The organism is Leifsonia sp. 10N434, from assembly GCF_056394405.1.
The window spans coordinates 910,149-926,169 of record NZ_JBFTHV010000001.1; the positions used below are offsets into that span (position 1 = coordinate 910,149).

At 66.4% G+C, this 16,021-nt stretch carries 18 protein-coding genes and 2 tRNA genes; 6 read left to right on the forward strand and 14 right to left on the reverse strand.

All coding sequences use genetic code 11. The features are described from left to right. Nucleotides 1-21: 21 nt before the first annotated feature. Complete coding sequence (gene pknB / locus AC1DB1_RS04350) at nucleotides 22-1,716, forward strand: Stk1 family PASTA domain-containing Ser/Thr kinase (RefSeq protein ID WP_271176541.1); 1,695 nt, start codon at nucleotides 22-24, stop codon at nucleotides 1,714-1,716. Between the two features lie 82 nt (nucleotides 1,717-1,798). On the opposite strand, the gene AC1DB1_RS04355 is transcribed toward pknB, so the two are convergent. From AC1DB1_RS04355 to AC1DB1_RS04365, 3 genes are read right to left on the reverse strand one after another with little or no spacing between them, the layout of a single operon-like run. Next, on the reverse strand, nucleotides 1,799-2,437 hold the full coding sequence (locus tag AC1DB1_RS04355; protein ID WP_477199918.1) for an anthranilate synthase component II: 639 nt from the start codon (nucleotides 2,435-2,437) through the stop codon (nucleotides 1,799-1,801). Next, nucleotides 2,434-2,592 carry a hypothetical protein gene (locus AC1DB1_RS04360; RefSeq protein WP_271176539.1) on the reverse strand — a complete coding sequence of 53 codons (159 nt, stop codon included), beginning with the start codon at nucleotides 2,590-2,592 and terminating at the stop codon, nucleotides 2,434-2,436. Before AC1DB1_RS04360 ends, AC1DB1_RS04355 begins: the two co-directional genes overlap by 4 nt. 2 nt (nucleotides 2,593-2,594) lie before the next feature. After that, nucleotides 2,595-3,434, reverse strand: coding sequence for a class E sortase (locus tag AC1DB1_RS04365; protein ID WP_477199919.1), 840 nt, complete (start codon nucleotides 3,432-3,434; stop codon nucleotides 2,595-2,597). Between the two features lie 121 nt (nucleotides 3,435-3,555). Between AC1DB1_RS04365 and AC1DB1_RS04370 the strand changes: the two genes are divergently transcribed. Further along, nucleotides 3,556-3,798 carry a cell division protein CrgA gene (locus AC1DB1_RS04370; protein WP_271176537.1) on the forward strand — a complete coding sequence of 81 codons (243 nt, stop codon included), beginning with the start codon at nucleotides 3,556-3,558 and terminating at the stop codon, nucleotides 3,796-3,798. Nucleotides 3,799-4,049: 251 nt separating this feature from the next. On the opposite strand, the gene AC1DB1_RS04375 is transcribed toward AC1DB1_RS04370, so the two are convergent. After that, nucleotides 4,050-4,709 (reverse strand): rhomboid family intramembrane serine protease, encoded by a 660-nt coding sequence (locus AC1DB1_RS04375; protein ID WP_477199920.1) that lies wholly within the window; start codon nucleotides 4,707-4,709, stop codon nucleotides 4,050-4,052. A gap of 221 nt (nucleotides 4,710-4,930) precedes the next feature. Continuing rightward, nucleotides 4,931-5,470: a peptidylprolyl isomerase gene (locus AC1DB1_RS04380; protein ID WP_271176535.1), complete on the reverse strand. Its 540-nt coding sequence runs from the start codon at nucleotides 5,468-5,470 to the stop codon at nucleotides 4,931-4,933. Between the two features lie 101 nt (nucleotides 5,471-5,571). Here AC1DB1_RS04380 and AC1DB1_RS04385 point away from each other — a divergent pair, with 101 nt between their 5' ends. Together AC1DB1_RS04385 and AC1DB1_RS04390 are read left to right on the forward strand one after the other, a co-directional pair. Next, nucleotides 5,572-6,135, forward strand: a complete 564-nt coding sequence (locus tag AC1DB1_RS04385; protein WP_271176534.1) for a hypothetical protein — start codon at nucleotides 5,572-5,574, stop codon at nucleotides 6,133-6,135. A 130-nt stretch (nucleotides 6,136-6,265) separates the two neighbouring features. Then, nucleotides 6,266-6,466, forward strand: coding sequence for a PspC domain-containing protein (locus tag AC1DB1_RS04390; RefSeq protein WP_271176533.1), 201 nt, complete (start codon nucleotides 6,266-6,268; stop codon nucleotides 6,464-6,466). On the opposite strand, the gene AC1DB1_RS04395 is transcribed toward AC1DB1_RS04390, so the two are convergent. Then, complete coding sequence (locus AC1DB1_RS04395; RefSeq protein ID WP_271176532.1) at nucleotides 6,463-6,882, reverse strand: NUDIX hydrolase; 420 nt, start codon at nucleotides 6,880-6,882, stop codon at nucleotides 6,463-6,465. The two genes, AC1DB1_RS04390 and AC1DB1_RS04395, sit on opposite strands and share 4 nt — an antisense overlap. Before the next feature lie 48 nt (nucleotides 6,883-6,930). Between AC1DB1_RS04395 and AC1DB1_RS04400 the strand changes: the two genes are divergently transcribed. Continuing rightward, the gene (locus AC1DB1_RS04400; protein WP_477199921.1) at nucleotides 6,931-7,809 is read left to right on the forward strand and encodes a DNA-formamidopyrimidine glycosylase family protein; all 879 of its coding nucleotides are present in this window, start codon (nucleotides 6,931-6,933) and stop codon (nucleotides 7,807-7,809) included. Nucleotides 7,810-7,866: 57 nt separating this feature from the next. On the opposite strand, the gene AC1DB1_RS04405 is transcribed toward AC1DB1_RS04400, so the two are convergent. Next, nucleotides 7,867-8,376, reverse strand: coding sequence for a rhodanese-like domain-containing protein (locus tag AC1DB1_RS04405; RefSeq protein WP_477199922.1), 510 nt, complete (start codon nucleotides 8,374-8,376; stop codon nucleotides 7,867-7,869). 93 nt (nucleotides 8,377-8,469) lie between these two features. Here AC1DB1_RS04405 and AC1DB1_RS04410 point away from each other — a divergent pair, with 93 nt between their 5' ends. Then, entirely contained in the window at nucleotides 8,470-8,937 is a 468-nt protein-coding gene (locus AC1DB1_RS04410) for an Lrp/AsnC family transcriptional regulator (RefSeq protein ID WP_271176529.1), read from the forward strand. Between the two features lie 18 nt (nucleotides 8,938-8,955). On the opposite strand, the gene AC1DB1_RS04415 is transcribed toward AC1DB1_RS04410, so the two are convergent. The 7 genes from AC1DB1_RS04415 to recF form a co-directional block, all read right to left on the reverse strand. Next, nucleotides 8,956-9,028, reverse strand: a tRNA-Ala gene (locus AC1DB1_RS04415). Nucleotides 9,029-9,063: 35 nt separating this feature from the next. Next, a tRNA-Ile gene (locus tag AC1DB1_RS04420) sits at nucleotides 9,064-9,137 on the reverse strand. Between the two features lie 79 nt (nucleotides 9,138-9,216). Further along, entirely contained in the window at nucleotides 9,217-9,630 is a 414-nt protein-coding gene (locus tag AC1DB1_RS04425) for a DUF3566 domain-containing protein (RefSeq protein WP_271176528.1), read from the reverse strand. After that, nucleotides 9,620-12,169 carry a DNA gyrase subunit A gene (gene gyrA / locus AC1DB1_RS04430; RefSeq protein WP_271177126.1) on the reverse strand — a complete coding sequence of 850 codons (2,550 nt, stop codon included), beginning with the start codon at nucleotides 12,167-12,169 and terminating at the stop codon, nucleotides 9,620-9,622. The genes AC1DB1_RS04425 and gyrA overlap by 11 nt, the downstream gene beginning before the upstream one ends. 28 nt (nucleotides 12,170-12,197) lie before the next feature. Further along, nucleotides 12,198-14,180 (reverse strand): DNA topoisomerase (ATP-hydrolyzing) subunit B, encoded by a 1,983-nt coding sequence (gene gyrB / locus AC1DB1_RS04435; RefSeq protein WP_271176527.1) that lies wholly within the window; start codon nucleotides 14,178-14,180, stop codon nucleotides 12,198-12,200. A 123-nt stretch (nucleotides 14,181-14,303) separates the two neighbouring features. Next, nucleotides 14,304-14,804, reverse strand: coding sequence for a DciA family protein (locus AC1DB1_RS04440; RefSeq protein ID WP_271176526.1), 501 nt, complete (start codon nucleotides 14,802-14,804; stop codon nucleotides 14,304-14,306). Then, entirely contained in the window at nucleotides 14,797-16,020 is a 1,224-nt protein-coding gene (gene recF, locus AC1DB1_RS04445) for a DNA replication/repair protein RecF (RefSeq protein ID WP_477199923.1), read from the reverse strand. The genes AC1DB1_RS04440 and recF overlap by 8 nt, the downstream gene beginning before the upstream one ends. Nucleotide 16,021 lies beyond the last annotated feature (1 nt).

Sequence of the window (16,021 nt, forward strand, 5' to 3'; positions counted from 1 at the left end):
TCACCCGGAAAGGAGTTCGCATTGAGCCCAGATAGCCGCCTGCTCGCAGGCAGATATCAGGTGGGCGAACTCATCGGTCGCGGCGGCATGTCCGATGTCCATCGCGGTACCGACACCCGGCTGGGGCGAACGGTCGCGATCAAACTCCTCAAGCCGTCGCTCGCCACCGACCCGGCGTTCCGCACCCGGTTCCGGCAGGAGGCCCAGGCGGCCGCCCGCATGGCGCACCCCACGATCGTCCGCGTCTTCGACGCCGGAGAAGAGACCGTGCGCGAGCCCAATGGGCACGAGGCGCAGCTGCCCTTCATCGTGATGGAGTACGTCGACGGCGTGCTTCTCAAGGACCTCATCAAGCGTGGGCCGCTCGAGATCACCGAGGCCGTGCGCATCACCGAGGGCATTTTGACGGCCCTCGAGTACTCGCACCGCGCCGGCGTCGTGCACCGCGACATCAAGCCGGGCAACATCATGATCACCAAGGCCGGCCAGGTCAAGGTGATGGACTTCGGCATCGCTCGCGCGATCAGCGACTCGTCGGCCACGGTGGCGCAGACGACCGCCATCCTCGGAACCGCCAGCTACTTCTCGCCCGAGCAGGCCAAGGGCGAGTCCGTGGATGCGCGTACCGACCTGTATTCGACGGGCGTCGTGCTCTTCGAGATGCTCACCGGGCGGCCGCCGTTCCGCGGCGACACCCCGGTGGCGGTCGCGTACCAGCACGTCAGCGAGACGGCGGTCGCACCCAGCACGATCAACCCCAAGGTCTCGCCTGCGCTCGACGTCGTCGTCTCGCGCGCGATGACCAAGGATCGCTTCGAGCGCTACCAGTCGGTGGCCGAGTTCCGCACCGACCTGGAGACGGCCGCATCGGGCAAGGTCCCGATCCACAAGCAGCCCGACCCCCTCTCGGAGTCCCTCTTCGGCGCGCCGCCGAGCGTGGTCTCCGGTCCGGAGGCGGCCTTCCGTCAGCTGGCGGAGGACCAGACGATGACGCGCACCCAGCGTCGCCCACCCGTCATCTGGGTCTGGGCGGGTATCGCTGTCATGGCGGTCGTCGTCGTCGCGGTTCTCGCCTGGGTGCTCCGGCTCGCGCCGAGCACGTCACTGCCGGAGACCTCCCGCGAGGTCCCCAACCTCTCGGGTCAGACGGTCGACAAGGCCACGCAGGAACTCGACGGCATGAAGCTCAAGTGGACCCAGGCGACGGAGGCGAGCGCGACCTATCCGGAGGGCCAGGTGGTGCGCACCGATCCCGGTGCCGGCATCGTCGTGGCCACGGGCGACACGATCACGGTCTACGTCTCCACCGGCAAGAAGTCGGTGACCGTGCCCGATGTGCACAACATGACCGCGGATGCCGCCAAGCAGGCGATCACGGCGGCCGGGCTGACCGTGGGCACGCTCACGACCGAGAATTCGGCGACCGTTGCTGCCAATGTGGTCATCAAGACCGATCCGGCCGCGTCCGCCACCGCGCACGAGGGCGACACGATCAATCTCACCGTGTCCAGCGGCAAGGTGACCCTGACCGACCTGGTCGGGCAGTCGATCCAAGCCGCCACCGGCATCCTGTCGCAGCTCGGACTGACCGCGGATCCGAAGCCGGACAACACCTGCCCGTCCGATTCGGGGACCCCGATGGTGCACACGCAGTCGGTGGCGCCGGGCGATGTCCCGCAGGGTTCGACCGTCGGTCTCACCTACTGCACCGGCTGAGCGCAGGCATGCGACTGAGCGCAGGCATGCGACTGAGCGCAGGCATGCGGCTGAACGCAGGCATGCGCAGCGCTGAGCGGGATCAGGCCAGCTTGACCAGCGGGTTCAGCGCGCGCGAGCGCTCGGCGGCACCGGCGAGACCGGCGACCTCGAGCCAGTTACCGAGCATCCGGTAACCGCCCTCGGTGAGCACCGACTCGGGGTGGAACTGCACGCCGTAGATCGGCGCGGTGCGGTGCTGCAGGCCCATGATGACGCCTCCGGCGGTGCGTGCGGTGATCACCAGGTCGTCGGGGACCGTTCCGTCGACGACCGCGAGAGAGTGGTACCGCGTGGCCGTGAAGGGCTGCCCAACACCGTCGTAGAAGGCGCTGTCGTCGTGGGTGACCTGCGACGTCTTGCCGTGCATCAGCTCTTCGGCGTTCGTCACGACGCCTCCGAACGCTTCGGCGATCGCCTGATGACCCAAGCAGACCCCGAGCAGCGGCTGACCGGTGCGTAGGGCGATCTTCACGACCGGGATCGAAACGCCCGCATCGGCGGGCTTTCCGGGCCCGGGAGACACCAGCACCGCGTCGTACTCCGCCAGACGCTCGGCGAGCTCCTGCTCCGGGATGTCGTCGTTGCGCACCACGTCGGTGCTCGCCCCGAGCTCACGAAGGTAGCCGTTAAGCGTGTAGACGAAGCTGTCGTAGTTGTCGATGACGAGTACGCGGGTCACGGCCCCACGGTACCTTCCTGCGGACCCAAGAGCGAATCCACCCAGGGGAACACCCAGGTGACGAGCGCGAAGAGCACGACCGCCGCCAGCACGACGAGAATCAGGATGCGCACCCACACCGGCCCGGGCAGGACGCGCCACAGCGCTGCGTACATGCTCAACCTCCGTTCGCCGCGACGGCGGCCGCGATCTCGTTCGGAACCTTCGCCGTCGGCTGGAACCCGGCGAACACGTTGTAGGCGATCAGCCGCTCCCCGGCGTGGAACGGCGGATTGCACGTGGTGATGGTCATGAGCCGATCCACCGGCTTCGTGGTCGGCTGCCGTGGAACCGGCGCGATGACGGTGACCGCGGTGGGCTGCACGTACTCGAAGTTGCGGAAGGTGTAGGTGTACCAGCCGTCCTTCGTCTGCACGTAGATGCGGTCGCCGATCCGCAACTTCGACAGGTCGATGAACGTATTTCCCCAACCACTGTCGTGGCCCGCCACGGCGAAGTTGCCCACCTCGCCGGGCAGCTGGGTGTTCTCGTAGTGCCCGACACCCGCGTCGTAGCTGTTGAGGACCTTCTCCGTGTCCACCGTCTGGCGGATCGTTCGCTTCCAGTCGGCGCCGAGGCGGGGGATGTAGATGACGGCGAACGGCTGGTAGTCGGCCGGCTGGGCGCCGAGGGTCGGCGGAGCGGCCGGGGTCGGCGTCCCCGTGGGATTCGGCGCCGGGGTGGTCGTGGCACTGGGCGACGGGCTCTTCGTCGCCTCCTCGAGCCACCGCTGGCTCTGCTCGCTCGCGGCGTTGGTCTGCTGACCGGCGAGCACGAGGCTGTTCCACCAGACCTGCCAGCCCAGGAAGAGGAGCACGAGCACACCGGCGGTGATCAGCAGCTCCCCCAGAACACCGAGGAACGTCGGCCGTCGAGGGGGCCGAGGAGTTCGACCCGTCGCGCGGCTCGAACGCCGGCCACGCGCCGCAGGCGGGTCGCTGGTGTTTGGGTCGCTCATGTCGATCATGCTAGCTGCCACTGCTGGGCGACCGCAGAGTTCTCCACAGGCTCGTCTACCCCGAGAACGCGGGGGATGACGCGGCCTGACCGCCCAGCCTCGACCGCTACACTATGGTGCTATGGCACGCACCAAGTCGAAGACCAAGCCCGAGCGCATCGACGCGCAGTCCGGCGAGGACGCCCCGAACCCCGTGTGGTTCAAGCCCGTGATGTTCGGCTTCATGCTGCTGGGGCTGGTGTGGATCATCGTCTTCTACGTCAGCCAGAACCAGTACCCCATTCCGGCCCTCGGCGCATGGAACATCCTCGTCGGCTTCGGCATCGCCTTCATCGGCTTCCTTATGACCACCCGCTGGCGCTGAACCCGCCACTCTTCGACTCCACCGGGATCGGCTTCGGCCGGTCCCGGTTTTTTGCGGCCTCGAGGCGGTTATCCACACCATTCATCCACAGTGAGGAGAACTCCGTGGACTCGCCTCACACGGTTCTCCCCAGTGTTAATAAGCCTGTGGAGAGTTACACGCGTGTAATTATCCCCATTGTTAATAAGGCTGTGGATAACTTATCCACGCATTGGGGAGAGCGGGGATAGCCGCGAAAGAGGGCTGCCGGCTCAGGCGAACAGGTGGATGAGGCTGAGCGCCACGAGGATCAGGCAGAGCACCACGAGGAGGGGGATCTGCAGGCGACGCCGTGCGGACGTGCGGGTCTCGACATAGATCAGTCCCACGAGCACTCCGGCGATCAGACCGCCGACGTGCGCCTGCCATGCGATCCCGAACGACGGGATGAACCCGATGACGAGGTTGATGCCCACGAGGATGAACAGCTGGGTCGCGTTGCCGCCCAACCGGCGCTGGATGACGAGGAAGGCCCCGAGCATCCCGAAGATCGCGCCGGATGCGCCGACCACCGGCTGCACGGGCGACGCGATCAGCAGCACGGCCACCGACCCGGCGAACCCGCTGATCAGGAAGAGCGCGAGGAACCGCGCGCGACCCAGCAGCGGTTCGAGGAGCATCCCGAACACCCACAGCGTGTACATGTTGAGCGCGATGTGCAGGATGCTCGCGTGCGCGAACACCGTTGTGAGCAGGCGCCACGGCTCGAAGGCGACGCCGCCGAAGGTGCCCGTCGGGTACGAGTAGGCGCCCGCGTACTGGATCGCCTGCGTGATCGTGCCGCCGATGCCCGGCAGCGACTGCAGGATGTAGACCAGCACGCAGATGCCGATCAGGGTATACGTGACGACCGGGGCGCCGCGCCCGGTCATCCTGGTCAGGATGGCAGGCTTTGTCTTCGGCGCGGTCGCACGCTGTTGCGCCATGCACTCCGGGCAGATGACACCGACGGCCGCCGGCGTCTGGCACTCGGGGCAGATCGTTCGCCCGCACCGCTGGCAGAGAACGTAGCTGACGCGATCCGGATGCCGGTAGCAGGTGCTCGCCCGAACATCAGCGGGCTGGGACATGGCGCTACTCAGGCCTTACTGTTTCAGACCTGCTCGACGTCGACCGACTCGATGACCACGTCGTCGAGGGGACGGTCGCGGGCGTCGGTGGGGAGCTCGGCGAGCTTGTCGACGACCTTGCGCGATGCCTCGTCTTCAACCGCGCCGAAGATGGTGTGCTTGCCCTGCAGCCAGGTCGTCGGGCCGACGGTGATGAAGAACTGCGAACCGTTGGTGCCGCGCCCCATCTGGATGCCGGCGTTGGCCATCGCGAGGATGTAGGGCTCGGTGAAGTCGAGCTCAGGGTTGATCTCGTCGTCGAACTGGAAGCCGGGGCCGCCGGTTCCATTGCCCAGCGGGTCGCCGCCCTGGATCATGAAGCCCGGGATGATGCGGTGGAACACAACGCCGTCGTACAGGTTGTCGGTCGTCTTGGCACCCGTGCGCGGGTTGGTCCACTCGATCTCACCGGTCGCCAGGCCCACGAAGTTCTTGACCGTCTTCGGGGCGTGGTTGCCGAAGAGGTTGACCTTGATGTCCCCGTAGTTAGTGTGGAGTGTGGCGACGGCGGTGTGCTTTGACATGGCATCAATTCTTGCACAGGGGTTCTCACCTCTCGGGTCATCCACAGCCCATTCGGTGGCAAGATGGAGTCTGATCGCTACACGACGCAATGGAGGTCCAGATGAGCCTGACACGGAAGCGTAAGAAGGAACTCAAACGCCTGCGCAGTAGCGCCGAGGAGCTGTGGGGTGCGCAGCAGGAGGTTCTGGCGAACGCCAATGCTCTTGCGAGCGAGGCCCGACGCCAGGCGAACTACTACACACGCGAAGAGCTCGCTCCCCGCGTCCGCGACGGATACGACCAGTACGTGCGCCCCGCGACGCAGACCGCGAGTCGCGTCGCCGGCGTCGCCCGCGACCGGCTGGTCACCGATGTGATCCCGGCCGTCGGAGCGACGATCGGCACCGCGATGTCGGTGGTCGACCATGCACGCGACGCCCGCGCCCGCGCCTTCATCGGCGACGTCAAGAAGGCGGGCAGCGAGGTCTCGAAGCGTGCACAGGACGTGTCGAAGCGGGCCCAGGCAGTGACGGAGAAGTCCGGCCCCGGCGCCGGCACCGTGATCGCCGTCGGGCTCGGCATCATCGCCGCGGTCGGACTGCTCTACGCGGTCTGGCAGACGTTCCGCGCTGACGACGAGCTCTGGGTCGCAGACGAGGAGCCGACGGCGCCCGCCGCCGAGTAGGCGAACGAGCGAAGAGGCGACAGCTTCACGAGAGGGCGGCACCGCAGAGGTGCCGCCCTCTTCTCGTGTCGGGGATCATTCGGGGGTTACCCCGATGGTCAGCGCCCGGCTCGGCTGGCACCGTAGAAGCATGAACACTCTTCAGCGTCCCCTCAACGGCCGGATCTTCGGCGGGGTCTGTGCCGGCCTCGCGCAACGCTTCGGGTGGCGACCCAGCACGGTGCGCATCCTGTTCGTGCTGTCGTGCCTGCTTCCCGGCCCGCAGTTCCTCGCGTACCTCGCACTGTGGATCATCATGCCGAGCGAAGGTTCGGCCCGCGCGACCGCTTAGTCGGCGAGACCGGCCATCCGGAGCGCGACGTTGACCAGTTCGACCCGTCGTGACGGAATGGCCGTCAGCGAGAACCACGCCGCCTCGTCGGTGCTGCCGTCCAGCTCGTTCGTGAGCGATCCGGAGACCACCCGAGCGCGGTAGACGATGCGCAGCGCGTGCAGTGGGCCGGCATCCGGATCGAAGCGATGCTCGGCCGGCACGATGTGCGAGTCGATCCCGAGCAGCTCTCCTGCCTCGGCCACGTAGCCGGTCTCCTCCGCGATCTCGCGGACCACAGCGTCGACCGGGTCCTCCCCAGGATCGATGCCGCCACCCGGCAGGGTCCAGCCGGAGCGCCCTCCCTCGTTCCAGTGCGCGAGAAGGATGCGGCCCTCATCGACGATCACGCCGTACGCGGCCACCCGGATATCCATCCCGACAGACTACTCGCGGATGTCGGTGGCGGGATGCAGACTGGGATGGTGCCCGAGTTGCCCGAAGTCACCGCACTGGCGGCCGACCTGGATGCGCGCCTGCGAGGCCGCGTCATCGATCGGCTGAGCATCGTGGCGTTCGCTGCGCTCAAGACCTTCGACCCGCCCGTGTCCGAGCTGTCCGGATCGACGATCAGTGGCGTGAGCCGCCACGGGAAGTTCCTCGACATCGCCGTGGACGCAGCGTCGGGCGAGGCTCTGCACGTGACGATCCATCTCGCGCGGGCGGGGTGGATCCGCTGGCGCGACGGCGCTCCGCCCCCACCGTCCGGTCGTCCTGGCCACGGCCCGCTGGCCGCTCGACTCGTGCTCGACGACGGGTCTGGCTTCGATGTGACCGAGGCCGGCACCAAGAAGAGTCTCGCGATCTCGGTGGTGCGCGACCCGAGCGACGTGCCAGGCATCGCGCGTCTGGGCCCGGAGCCGCTCGATCCGTCGTTCACGCTCGAGGTCTTCGAGGGCATCCTGCACGACGCCGGTCGCGCTCAGATCAAGGGCGTACTGCGCAGCCAGTCGATCATCGCGGGAATCGGCAACGCCTACTCCGACGAGATCCTGCACACCGCGCGCATGTCGCCGTTCAAGCCGGCGGCGATGCCGGCCGACGACGCCGCACGTCTCTACGAGGCGCTGCAATCCACCCTGCGCGCGGCACTGGCGCGCGCAGACGGCCTCGCGGCCTCCGAGCTGAAGAGCGAGAAGAAGAGCGGGATGCAGGTGCACGGCCGCACGGGTCAGCCGTGTCCGGTGTGCGGCGACACCGTGAGGCAGGTAATCTTCCACGACTCGACGCTGCAGTACTGCCCCACCTGCCAGACCGGCGGCAAGCCGCTCGCCGACCGCGTGCTGTCGCGGCTGCTCAAGTAACACCGGACCGCGTCGCACCCGGCCCGCGTCGCACCCGGACGCGCACGCCCCGCGCGGTCAGCAGTCGCAGTCGATCGCCGCGACGGAGACGGGCGCCGTCAGTTCATCGGTCGGGCGTTCGATCCGTCCGTGGTCGTCGACGATGCCGAGTCCCTCGCGTGCCCAGTACTCGAAGCCGCCGATCATCTCCGTGACGTCGTACCCGAGCAGACTGAACTGGAGCGCTGCCCGTGTCGAGCCGTTGCATCCCGGCCCCCAGCAGTAGACCACGACCGGGGTCGACGGGTCGATCAGCTCGGCGGCCCTCTCCGCGATCTGGGCCGTCGGCAGGTGGATGGCGCCGGGGATGCGGCCCTGACGCCACGACGTCTCGCCCCTGCTGTCCACCAGGGCGAACCGCTCCCCGGCATCCAGCGCTGCTTTCACATCGGAGGGGTCGGTCTCGAACCGGAGCTTCGCCGCGAAATGTCGGGCGACCTCCGACGGCGAGATGGCGGTGGCGGCGACGGCGGCGACGGTGTCGGAAGTGGCGGGGGCGGTGGCGACGGGCGCTTCGATGGTTGACATGACTACGAGATTAGGCAGCCGGATGCCCGGATTGAAGAGACTTCTCACGGCGTTCGGCCTCGTGCGCCGTCGTTTTCGTGGAAGAATCCGGGCATGGCCGCGAATTTCACGATCAGCACGGATTCCGTCGATGATGCCCTCCTCGCCGAGCTCCAACGCGACGGCCGTCAGTCGATCGCCGAGCTCGCCCGGTCGGTGCACATGTCGAACAGCGCGGTTGCCGAGCGCGTCCGCCGGCTGGAGGAAGCCGGTGTGATCGGCGGCTACCGGGCGGTCGTCGACCCGGAGCGGCTGGGGTACTCCGTGCTCGCGTTCCTGCGGCTGAGATACCCGAGCAGCGTCTACACGCCGCTGCACGATCTGCTGGGGCAGACTCCCGAAGTGATCGAAGCGCACCATGTCACGGGCGACGACTGCTTCATCCTGAAGGTGGTGGCGACATCGATGCGGCACCTCGAGCAGGTGACCGGCAAGATCGGAACACTCGGGAGCGTGACCACGAGCGTGTCGTACTCGAGCCCGTTCCCGACGAGGCCGATCGTGCCACCGGCCGCGAGCTGACGCTCAGACACTTTCTTGTGGAGCCTAGGAGATTCGAACTCCTGACATCCTGCTTGCAAAGCAGGCGCTCTACCAACTGAGCTAAGGCCCCGAATCGGGAGCGTGTCGTTCATATGACACTCTGCGTGGGGATACGAGGACTTGAACCTCGGACCTCTTCGTTATCAGCGAAGCGCTCTAACCGCCTGAGCTATATCCCCGATTGGGCAGATTAGAGACTACCTGATCTGCCCCGGCATTACGAAATCGAGCGGGCTCGAATCGCGCCGAACCGCCGTTCTAGCTGTTCGTGAATCCGACCAGCAGCCCACCGGTGATCTTCACCGACAGGTTGTACAGCAGTGCGAACACGGCGCCGAGCGCGGTGATCACGATGATGTCGAGCACACCGACGACGAGCGAGAAGCCCATCACCTGCCCGAGGCCCAGGATGGCCTTCAGGTCGGTGCCGCCCGCCCCGGAGATGTCCTTGAACAGGCTGTTCACCTGGTCGAAGATGCCGGTGCGGTCCAGCACGGTCCACACCAGGAACGTGCCGACGATGGCGATGATCGCAAGGCAGATCCCAGCGAGGAACGACAGCTTCACAGTCGACCAGAAGTCGATGTAGACCAGCTTGAGCCGGACCTGCTTGGCCGACGTCGGTCGACGCGACGACTTCTTCGCGAGTTTCTCGGCGACACTACTGCTCATCTACGGTTTCTTCCTTCCCGGCGTCCTCGGATTCTTCGTCAGCTTCCTGAGAATCGAGGTTACGTTCGGTGTTCTTGGCCAGAGCGATGATCTTGTCGGACTCGGCGAAACGTGCAAATACGACACCCATGGTGTCTCGGCCCTTGGCGGGTACCTCGGCCACGGCAGAGCGTACCACCTTGCCGCTGGCAAGAACCACAAGGACCTCGTCGTCTTCGTCCACGATCAGGGCGCCCACCAGGTCGCCGCGATCGTCGTTCAATTTGGCGACCTTGATGCCCAGACCACCGCGGTTCTGCAGGCGGTACTGGTCGGCGGCGGTGCGCTTCGCATAGCCGCCCTCGGTCACGACGAACACGTAGCCCTCGTCGGAGACGACGGAGGCGTCGAGCAGTTTGTCCTCGCCCCGGAAGTGCATGCCGATGACACCGGAGGTCGAACGGCCCATCGGACGGAGCGCCTCGTCGGACGCCGTGAACCGGATGGACATGCCCTTGCGCGAGACGAGGAGCAGATCGGAATCGTCTTCGACCAGCAGGGCCGAGACGAGCTCGTCCTCCTCGCGGAGCTTGATCGCGATGATGCCGCCGGATCGGTTTGTGTCGTACTCGCTGAGTGCGGTCTTCTTGATGAGTCCGTCGCGGGTCGCCAGCACCAGGTACTTGGCCGCTGTGTAGTCGCGGATGTCGAGGATCTCGGCGATCTCCTCATCCGGCTGCATGGCGAGCAGGTTGGCGACGTGCTGACCCTTGGCATCGCGGCCGGCCTCCTGCACCTCGTAGGCCTTCGCGCGATAGACGCGGCCCTTGTTCGAGAAGAAGAGGAGCCAGTGGTGCGTCGTGGTGACGAAGAAGTGGTCGACCACGTCCTCCCCGCGCAGCTGCGCACCCTTCACACCCTTGCCGCCGCGGTGCTGGCTGCGGTAGTTGTCGCTGCGCGTGCGCTTGATGTAGCCGCCACGCGTCACCGTGACCACCATCTCCTCTTCGGGGATGAGGTCTTCCACACTCATGTCGCCGTCGAAGCCGAACATGATCTCGGTGCGGCGGTCGTCCCCGAACCGGTCGACGATCTCGGTCAGCTCGTCGCTGACGATCGTGCGCTGACGCTGCGGGTCGGCGAGGATGGCTTTGAAGTCCTCGATCTCGCGCTCGATCGCGTCGTGCTCGTCGATGATCTTCTGGCGTTCGAGGGCCGCGAGGCGGCGCAGCTGCATGGTCAGGATGGCGTCGGCCTGGATCTGGTCGACCTCCAGGAGGTCCATCAGGCCTTCTCGCGCGTCGTCGACGGTCGGCGACCGGCGGATGAGCGCGATGACCTCGTCGAGTGCATCCAGAGCCTTGAGGTAACCACGCAGGATGTGCGCGCGTTCTTCGGCTTTTCTCAGACGGAACTGCGTGCGACGGACGATCACTTCGATCTGGTGATCGACCCACGCGGTGATGAAACCGTCGAGCGGCAGCGTGCGGGGAACGTTGTCGACGATCGCCAGCATGTTGGCGCCGAAGTTCTCCTGCAGCTGGGTGTGCTTGTAGAGGTTGTTCAGCACGACCTTCGCGACGGCATCGCGCTTGAGCACGATGACGAGGCGCTGACCGGTGCGGCCGCTCGTCTCGTCGCGGATGTCGGCGATGCCGCCGATCTTGCCGTCCTTGACGAGCTCGGCGATCTTGATCGCGAGGTTGTCGGGGTTGACCTGGTACGGGAGCTCGGTGACGACCAGGCACACGCGGCCCTGGATCTCCTCGATCGTCACGACGGCGCGCATGGTGATCGAGCCGCGACCGGTGCGATAGGTGTCCTGGATACCCTTGATGCCGAGGATCTGGGCACCGGTCGGGAAGTCCGGCCCCTTGATGCGCTTGATCAGCTCTTCGAGCAGCTCGTCGCGCGACGCATCCGGGTTCGCGAGGTGCCAGAGGGCGCCGGCCGCGACCTCGCGCAGGTTGTGCGGCGGGATGTTCGTGGCCATGCCGACCGCGATGCCGACCGACCCGTTGACGAGCAGGTTCGGGAAACGGCTCGGAAGAACCGCCGGCTCCTGGGTGCGACCGTCGTAGTTGTCCTGGAAGTCGACGGTCTCCTCGTCGATGTCGCGGACCATCTCGAGCGCGAGCGGGGCCATCTTCGTCTCGGTGTATCGCGGAGCGGCCGCGCCGTCGTTGCCGGGCGAGCCGAAGTTGCCCTGCCCGAGCGCGAGCGGGTAGCGGAGGCTCCACGGCTGAACGAGACGAACGAGGGCGTCGTAGATCGCGGTGTCACCGTGCGGGTGGAACTGCCCCATCACGTCGCCGACCACGCGGGCGCACTTGGAGAACGCCTTGTCGGGGCGGTAGCCGCCGTCGTACATCGCGTAGATCACACGTCGGTGAACCGGCTTGAGACCGTCGCGCACCTCGGGCAGCGCACGCCCGATGATGACGCTCATCGCGTAGTCGAGGTAGGACCGCTGCATCTCTGACTGCAGATCGACCTGGTCGATGCGGCCGTGGATGCCGAAGCCGGCTCCGTCGGTGGTGGCGTCGTCGCCGTCGGTCACGATGTTCTCGTCTCCGGTGGTGTTGTCGTCAGATGTCAAGGAAACGCACGTCCTTCGCGTTCTTCTGGATGAAATTACGGCGCGACTCGACGTCTTCGCCCATCAGGGTGGCGAAGATCTCGTCAGCCGCCGCGGCGTCGTCGAGTGTGACCTGCAGCAGGGTGCGGGTCTCGGGGCTCATCGTGGTCTCCCACAGCTCCTTGTAGTCCATCTCGCCGAGACCCTTGTAGCGCTGCACGCCGTTGTCCTTCGGGATGCGCTTGCCAGCCGCGATGCCGTCGGCCAGGAAGGCGTCGCGCTCGCGGTCGCTGTAGACGTACTCGTGCTCCGCGTTGGTCCACTTGAGCCGGTAGAGCGGCGGCTGTGCGAGGTACACGTAGCCGAGCTCGATGAGCGGACGCATGTAGCGGAAGAGGAGCGTGAGCAGCAGCGTGGTGATGTGCTGGCCGTCGACGTCGGCATCCGCCATGAGCACGATCTTGTGGTAGCGCGCCTTGTCCGGGTTGAAGTCCTCGCCGATGCCGGCGCCGAACGCCGTGATCATCGCCTGCACCTCGTTGTTGGCGAGCGCCCGGTCGAGACGGGCCTTCTCGACGTTCAGGATCTTGCCGCGCAGCGGAAGGATCGCCTGCGTCTCGGGGTTGCGGCCCTGAACGGCCGAACCACCGGCCGAGTCGCCCTCCACGATGAAGATCTCGGAGATCGACGGGTCCTTCGACTGGCAGTCCTTGAGCTTGCCCGGCATTCCGCCGCCTTCGAGCAGACCCTTGCGACGTGCGGTCTCGCGCGCCTTGCGGGCGGCCAGACGGGCGGTCGCAGCCTGCAGCGCCTTGCGGATGATGTCTTTGGCCTGATTCGGGTTGCGGTCGAACCAGTCGCCGAGCCGGTCGCCGACGACCTTCTGAACGAATGCCTTGGCTTCGGTGTTGCCGAGCTTGGTCTTCGTCTGACCCTCGAACTGCGGCTCCGAGAGCTTGACGGAGATGACCGCGGTCAGTCCTTCGCGCACATCGTCGCCCGAGAGGTTGTCGTCCTTCTCTTTGAGGATGCCCTTTTCACGCGCGTACCGGTTGACCAGCGTGGTCAGTGCGGCGCGGAAGCCCTCTTCGTGGGTTCCGCCCTCGTGCGTGTTGATGGTGTTGGCGTAGGTGAAGACGCTCTCGTTGTAACCCGTCGTCCACTGCATCGCGACCTCGAGCGCGATCTTGCGCTCGGTGTCCTCCGACTCGAACGAGATGATCTCCTCGTTGACGACCTCGGCCTTCTTGGCGGAGTTGAGGTAGTGCACGTAGTCGGTCAGACCCTGCTCGTAGAGGAACACGTCGGAGCGCGGTTCGGCGTCATCGTCTTCGTCGGGCTGGGGACGCTCGTCGGTGAGGGCGATGCGGAGCCCCTTGTTGAGGAACGCCATCTGCTGGAAGCGGGTGCGGAGCGTGTCGTAGTCGAACTCGACGCTCTCGAAGGTCTCCGGGCTCGGCCAGAAGGTGATGATGGTGCCCGTCTCGTCGGACGCCTCGCCCATCTCGAGCGGAGCCTGGGGAACACCGTGGCGATAGCTCTGCCGGTAGACGTTGCCCTGACGGCGCACCTCGACGTCGAGACGGGAGGAGAGCGCGTTGACCACCGAGCTGCCGACGCCGTGCAGGCCACCGGAGACGGCGTAGCCGCCGCCACCGAACTTGCCGCCGGCGTGCAGGATGGTGAGGACGACCTCGACCGTCGACTTCTTCTCGACCGGGTGGATGTCGACCGGGATGCCACGGCCGTTGTCGTAGACGCGCACACCACCGTCTTCGAGGATGGTCACCACGATGTTGTCGGCATGGCCGGCGAGAGCCTCATCGACGGAGTTGTCGACGATCTCCTGAACGAGGTGGTGGAGTCCACGAGGGCCGGTGGAACCGATGTACATTCCGGGTCGTTTGCGTACGGCTTCGAGACCTTCGAGTACCTGGATCTCATTGGCGCCGTAGTCGTGTTCTGCCTCGGCCTTGTTCGGTTCCATCGTCATATGAAGTTAGGCTCCTGACCGCACTGGGTGTGACCTATACATTCTACCAAGCGATGGGTGCCGGATTGCCCGAAATCGCCCGTCTGACGCGTTATTTTTACGCGGCTGACCTCTTTTGTGCACTCAGCCGTAAGTATCGCGCGGACCGCGCCCTGGAATCGACCTGGGGCCTCTTTTCCAGGAGGGGGCGTCCGGCCCTTGAAAACGGATGGACTGGATCTCCGCCTGGGGGAACCTGTCGGCGATGCGCGCGAGGAGGTCGGAGCGCATGATCCGCAGCTGGGTCGCCCATGCCGTCGACTCGCATCTGACGGTGAGGACACCCTCGGTGATGCCTTCCGGGACCGCGTGCTTCGCGGTCTCCTCGCCGGCCAGTTCGAGCCAGCCTGCGAGCAGGTCCGACTGAGCGAGCGACGAGCTCCAGCCGAGCTGCGTCGCGAGCGCGTCGACCACATCGCCGACGCCGTGCGGATCCCGGCCTTTACCGAACGGCTGGCTGGCGGAAGGATCCCGTTCGTCGCGCTTCTTCGCTCGCCGGGTTCGGCTCGGCACTCCCCCGAACAGCTCGCGGAACCGCAGGTAGACCGCCGATGCCTCGCTCAGTTCGGGGCGCTCGTCAGGCATGGTCGGCCTCGGAACCTGCCTCGAGTTCTGCGGCGGGATCGACCACTGGCCCAGGCTCCACCACTGCCCCGGCCTCGATGCGCACCGTGTGTGCCGTCAGGTCGGCCGGGACATCGTCGAAGACCGCCGCCGTGATGAGCACCTGCTCGTAACCTGCTACGGCGGTTGCAAGCATCCGGCGCCGCGCCTGGTCGAGTTCGGCGAACACGTCGTCGAGGATCAGCACTGGATCCCCCGTCACCGACTCGCGGCGCAGGAGCTCGGCCGAGGCGAGCTTGAGGGCGAGCGCGAACGACCAGGACTCGCCATGGCTCGCGTAGCCCTTGGCCGGCAGGCCGTTCAGTTCGAACAGGATGTCGTCGCGGTGCGGCCCGATGAGCGTGAGACCGCGGTCGAGCTCCTTGCGCCGCACTGTCGCCAGAGCCTGACGGAACGCGTCCGCGGTCGAGAAACCGGTCGAGTCGGTTACAGCCCCGGCATCCGTTGATCCATCAGCGTCGATGTCGTCGACATCCGCGCCGCGCACCGTGAGAAGAGGGATGAGCTTCGGATGGTGGTCGTCGCCGGCGACGGACTGGTAGGCCGAGATGAGGGGATCCGTCAGCCGCTGCACCAGGTCGACCCGCGCATCCACCAGCTCGGAGCCGAGGGCGACCAGGCGCTCGTCCCAGATGTCGAGGGTGCCGAGCTGACTCTCACGCAGACCGGATGAGCGCGCCGACTTGAGCAGGGTGTTGCGTTGTTTCAGCACCCGCTCGTAGTCGGCGAGCACTCCGGAGAAGCGGGGGTTCCGCTGCACCAGCAGTTGATCGAAGAACCGGCGCCGGATGCTCGGCTCCCCGCGCACGAGCGCGAGATCTTCAGGAGCGAAGAGCACGCTCGAGAAGTAGCGAGGAAGCTCCCGGGTCTTCACGGCCGACCGATTGACCTGGGCACGGTTCGCGGTGCCGCGGTTCAGCTGCACCTCGACGAGCAGCTCCCGGCCTTCGTGCTGGATGCGGGCCCGCACGATCGCGGACTCCGCACCCTGCCGGATCATCGCCTGGTCGCTCGAGACCCGATGGGAGCCGAGGGTGCTGAGGTAGCCGAGTGACTCGACCAGGTTGGTCTTGCCCTGACCGTTGCGGCCGACGAAGAGGTTCGCGCCGGCCGCAAGCGGGACTTCCGCGTGTCGATAGTTACGGAAGTCGGTCAGGGAAAGATGTGTAACTCTCAAA

Coding starts and splice junctions, on each gene's coding strand:
- AC1DB1_RS04360 (WP_271176539.1), bottom strand. CDS start 2,592: ATGTACGCAGCGCTGTGGCGCGTCCTGCCCGGGCCGGTGTGGGTGCGC.
- AC1DB1_RS04365 (WP_477199919.1), bottom strand. CDS start 3,434: ATGAGCGACCCAAACACCAGCGACCCGCCTGCGGCGCGTGGCCGGCGT.
- AC1DB1_RS04370 (WP_271176537.1), top strand. CDS start 3,556: ATGGCACGCACCAAGTCGAAGACCAAGCCCGAGCGCATCGACGCGCAG.
- AC1DB1_RS04375 (WP_477199920.1), bottom strand. CDS start 4,709: ATGACCGGGCGCGGCGCCCCGGTCGTCACGTATACCCTGATCGGCATC.
- AC1DB1_RS04380 (WP_271176535.1), bottom strand. CDS start 5,470: ATGTCAAAGCACACCGCCGTCGCCACACTCCACACTAACTACGGGGAC.
- AC1DB1_RS04385 (WP_271176534.1), top strand. CDS start 5,572: ATGAGCCTGACACGGAAGCGTAAGAAGGAACTCAAACGCCTGCGCAGT.
- AC1DB1_RS04390 (WP_271176533.1), top strand. CDS start 6,266: ATGAACACTCTTCAGCGTCCCCTCAACGGCCGGATCTTCGGCGGGGTC.
- AC1DB1_RS04395 (WP_271176532.1), bottom strand. CDS start 6,882: ATGGATATCCGGGTGGCCGCGTACGGCGTGATCGTCGATGAGGGCCGC.
- AC1DB1_RS04405 (WP_477199922.1), bottom strand. CDS start 8,376: ATGTCAACCATCGAAGCGCCCGTCGCCACCGCCCCCGCCACTTCCGAC.
- AC1DB1_RS04410 (WP_271176529.1), top strand. CDS start 8,470: ATGGCCGCGAATTTCACGATCAGCACGGATTCCGTCGATGATGCCCTC.
- AC1DB1_RS04425 (WP_271176528.1), bottom strand. CDS start 9,630: ATGAGCAGTAGTGTCGCCGAGAAACTCGCGAAGAAGTCGTCGCGTCGA.
- gyrB (WP_271176527.1), bottom strand. CDS start 14,180: ATGACGATGGAACCGAACAAGGCCGAGGCAGAACACGACTACGGCGCC.
- AC1DB1_RS04440 (WP_271176526.1), bottom strand. CDS start 14,804: ATGCCTGACGAGCGCCCCGAACTGAGCGAGGCATCGGCGGTCTACCTG.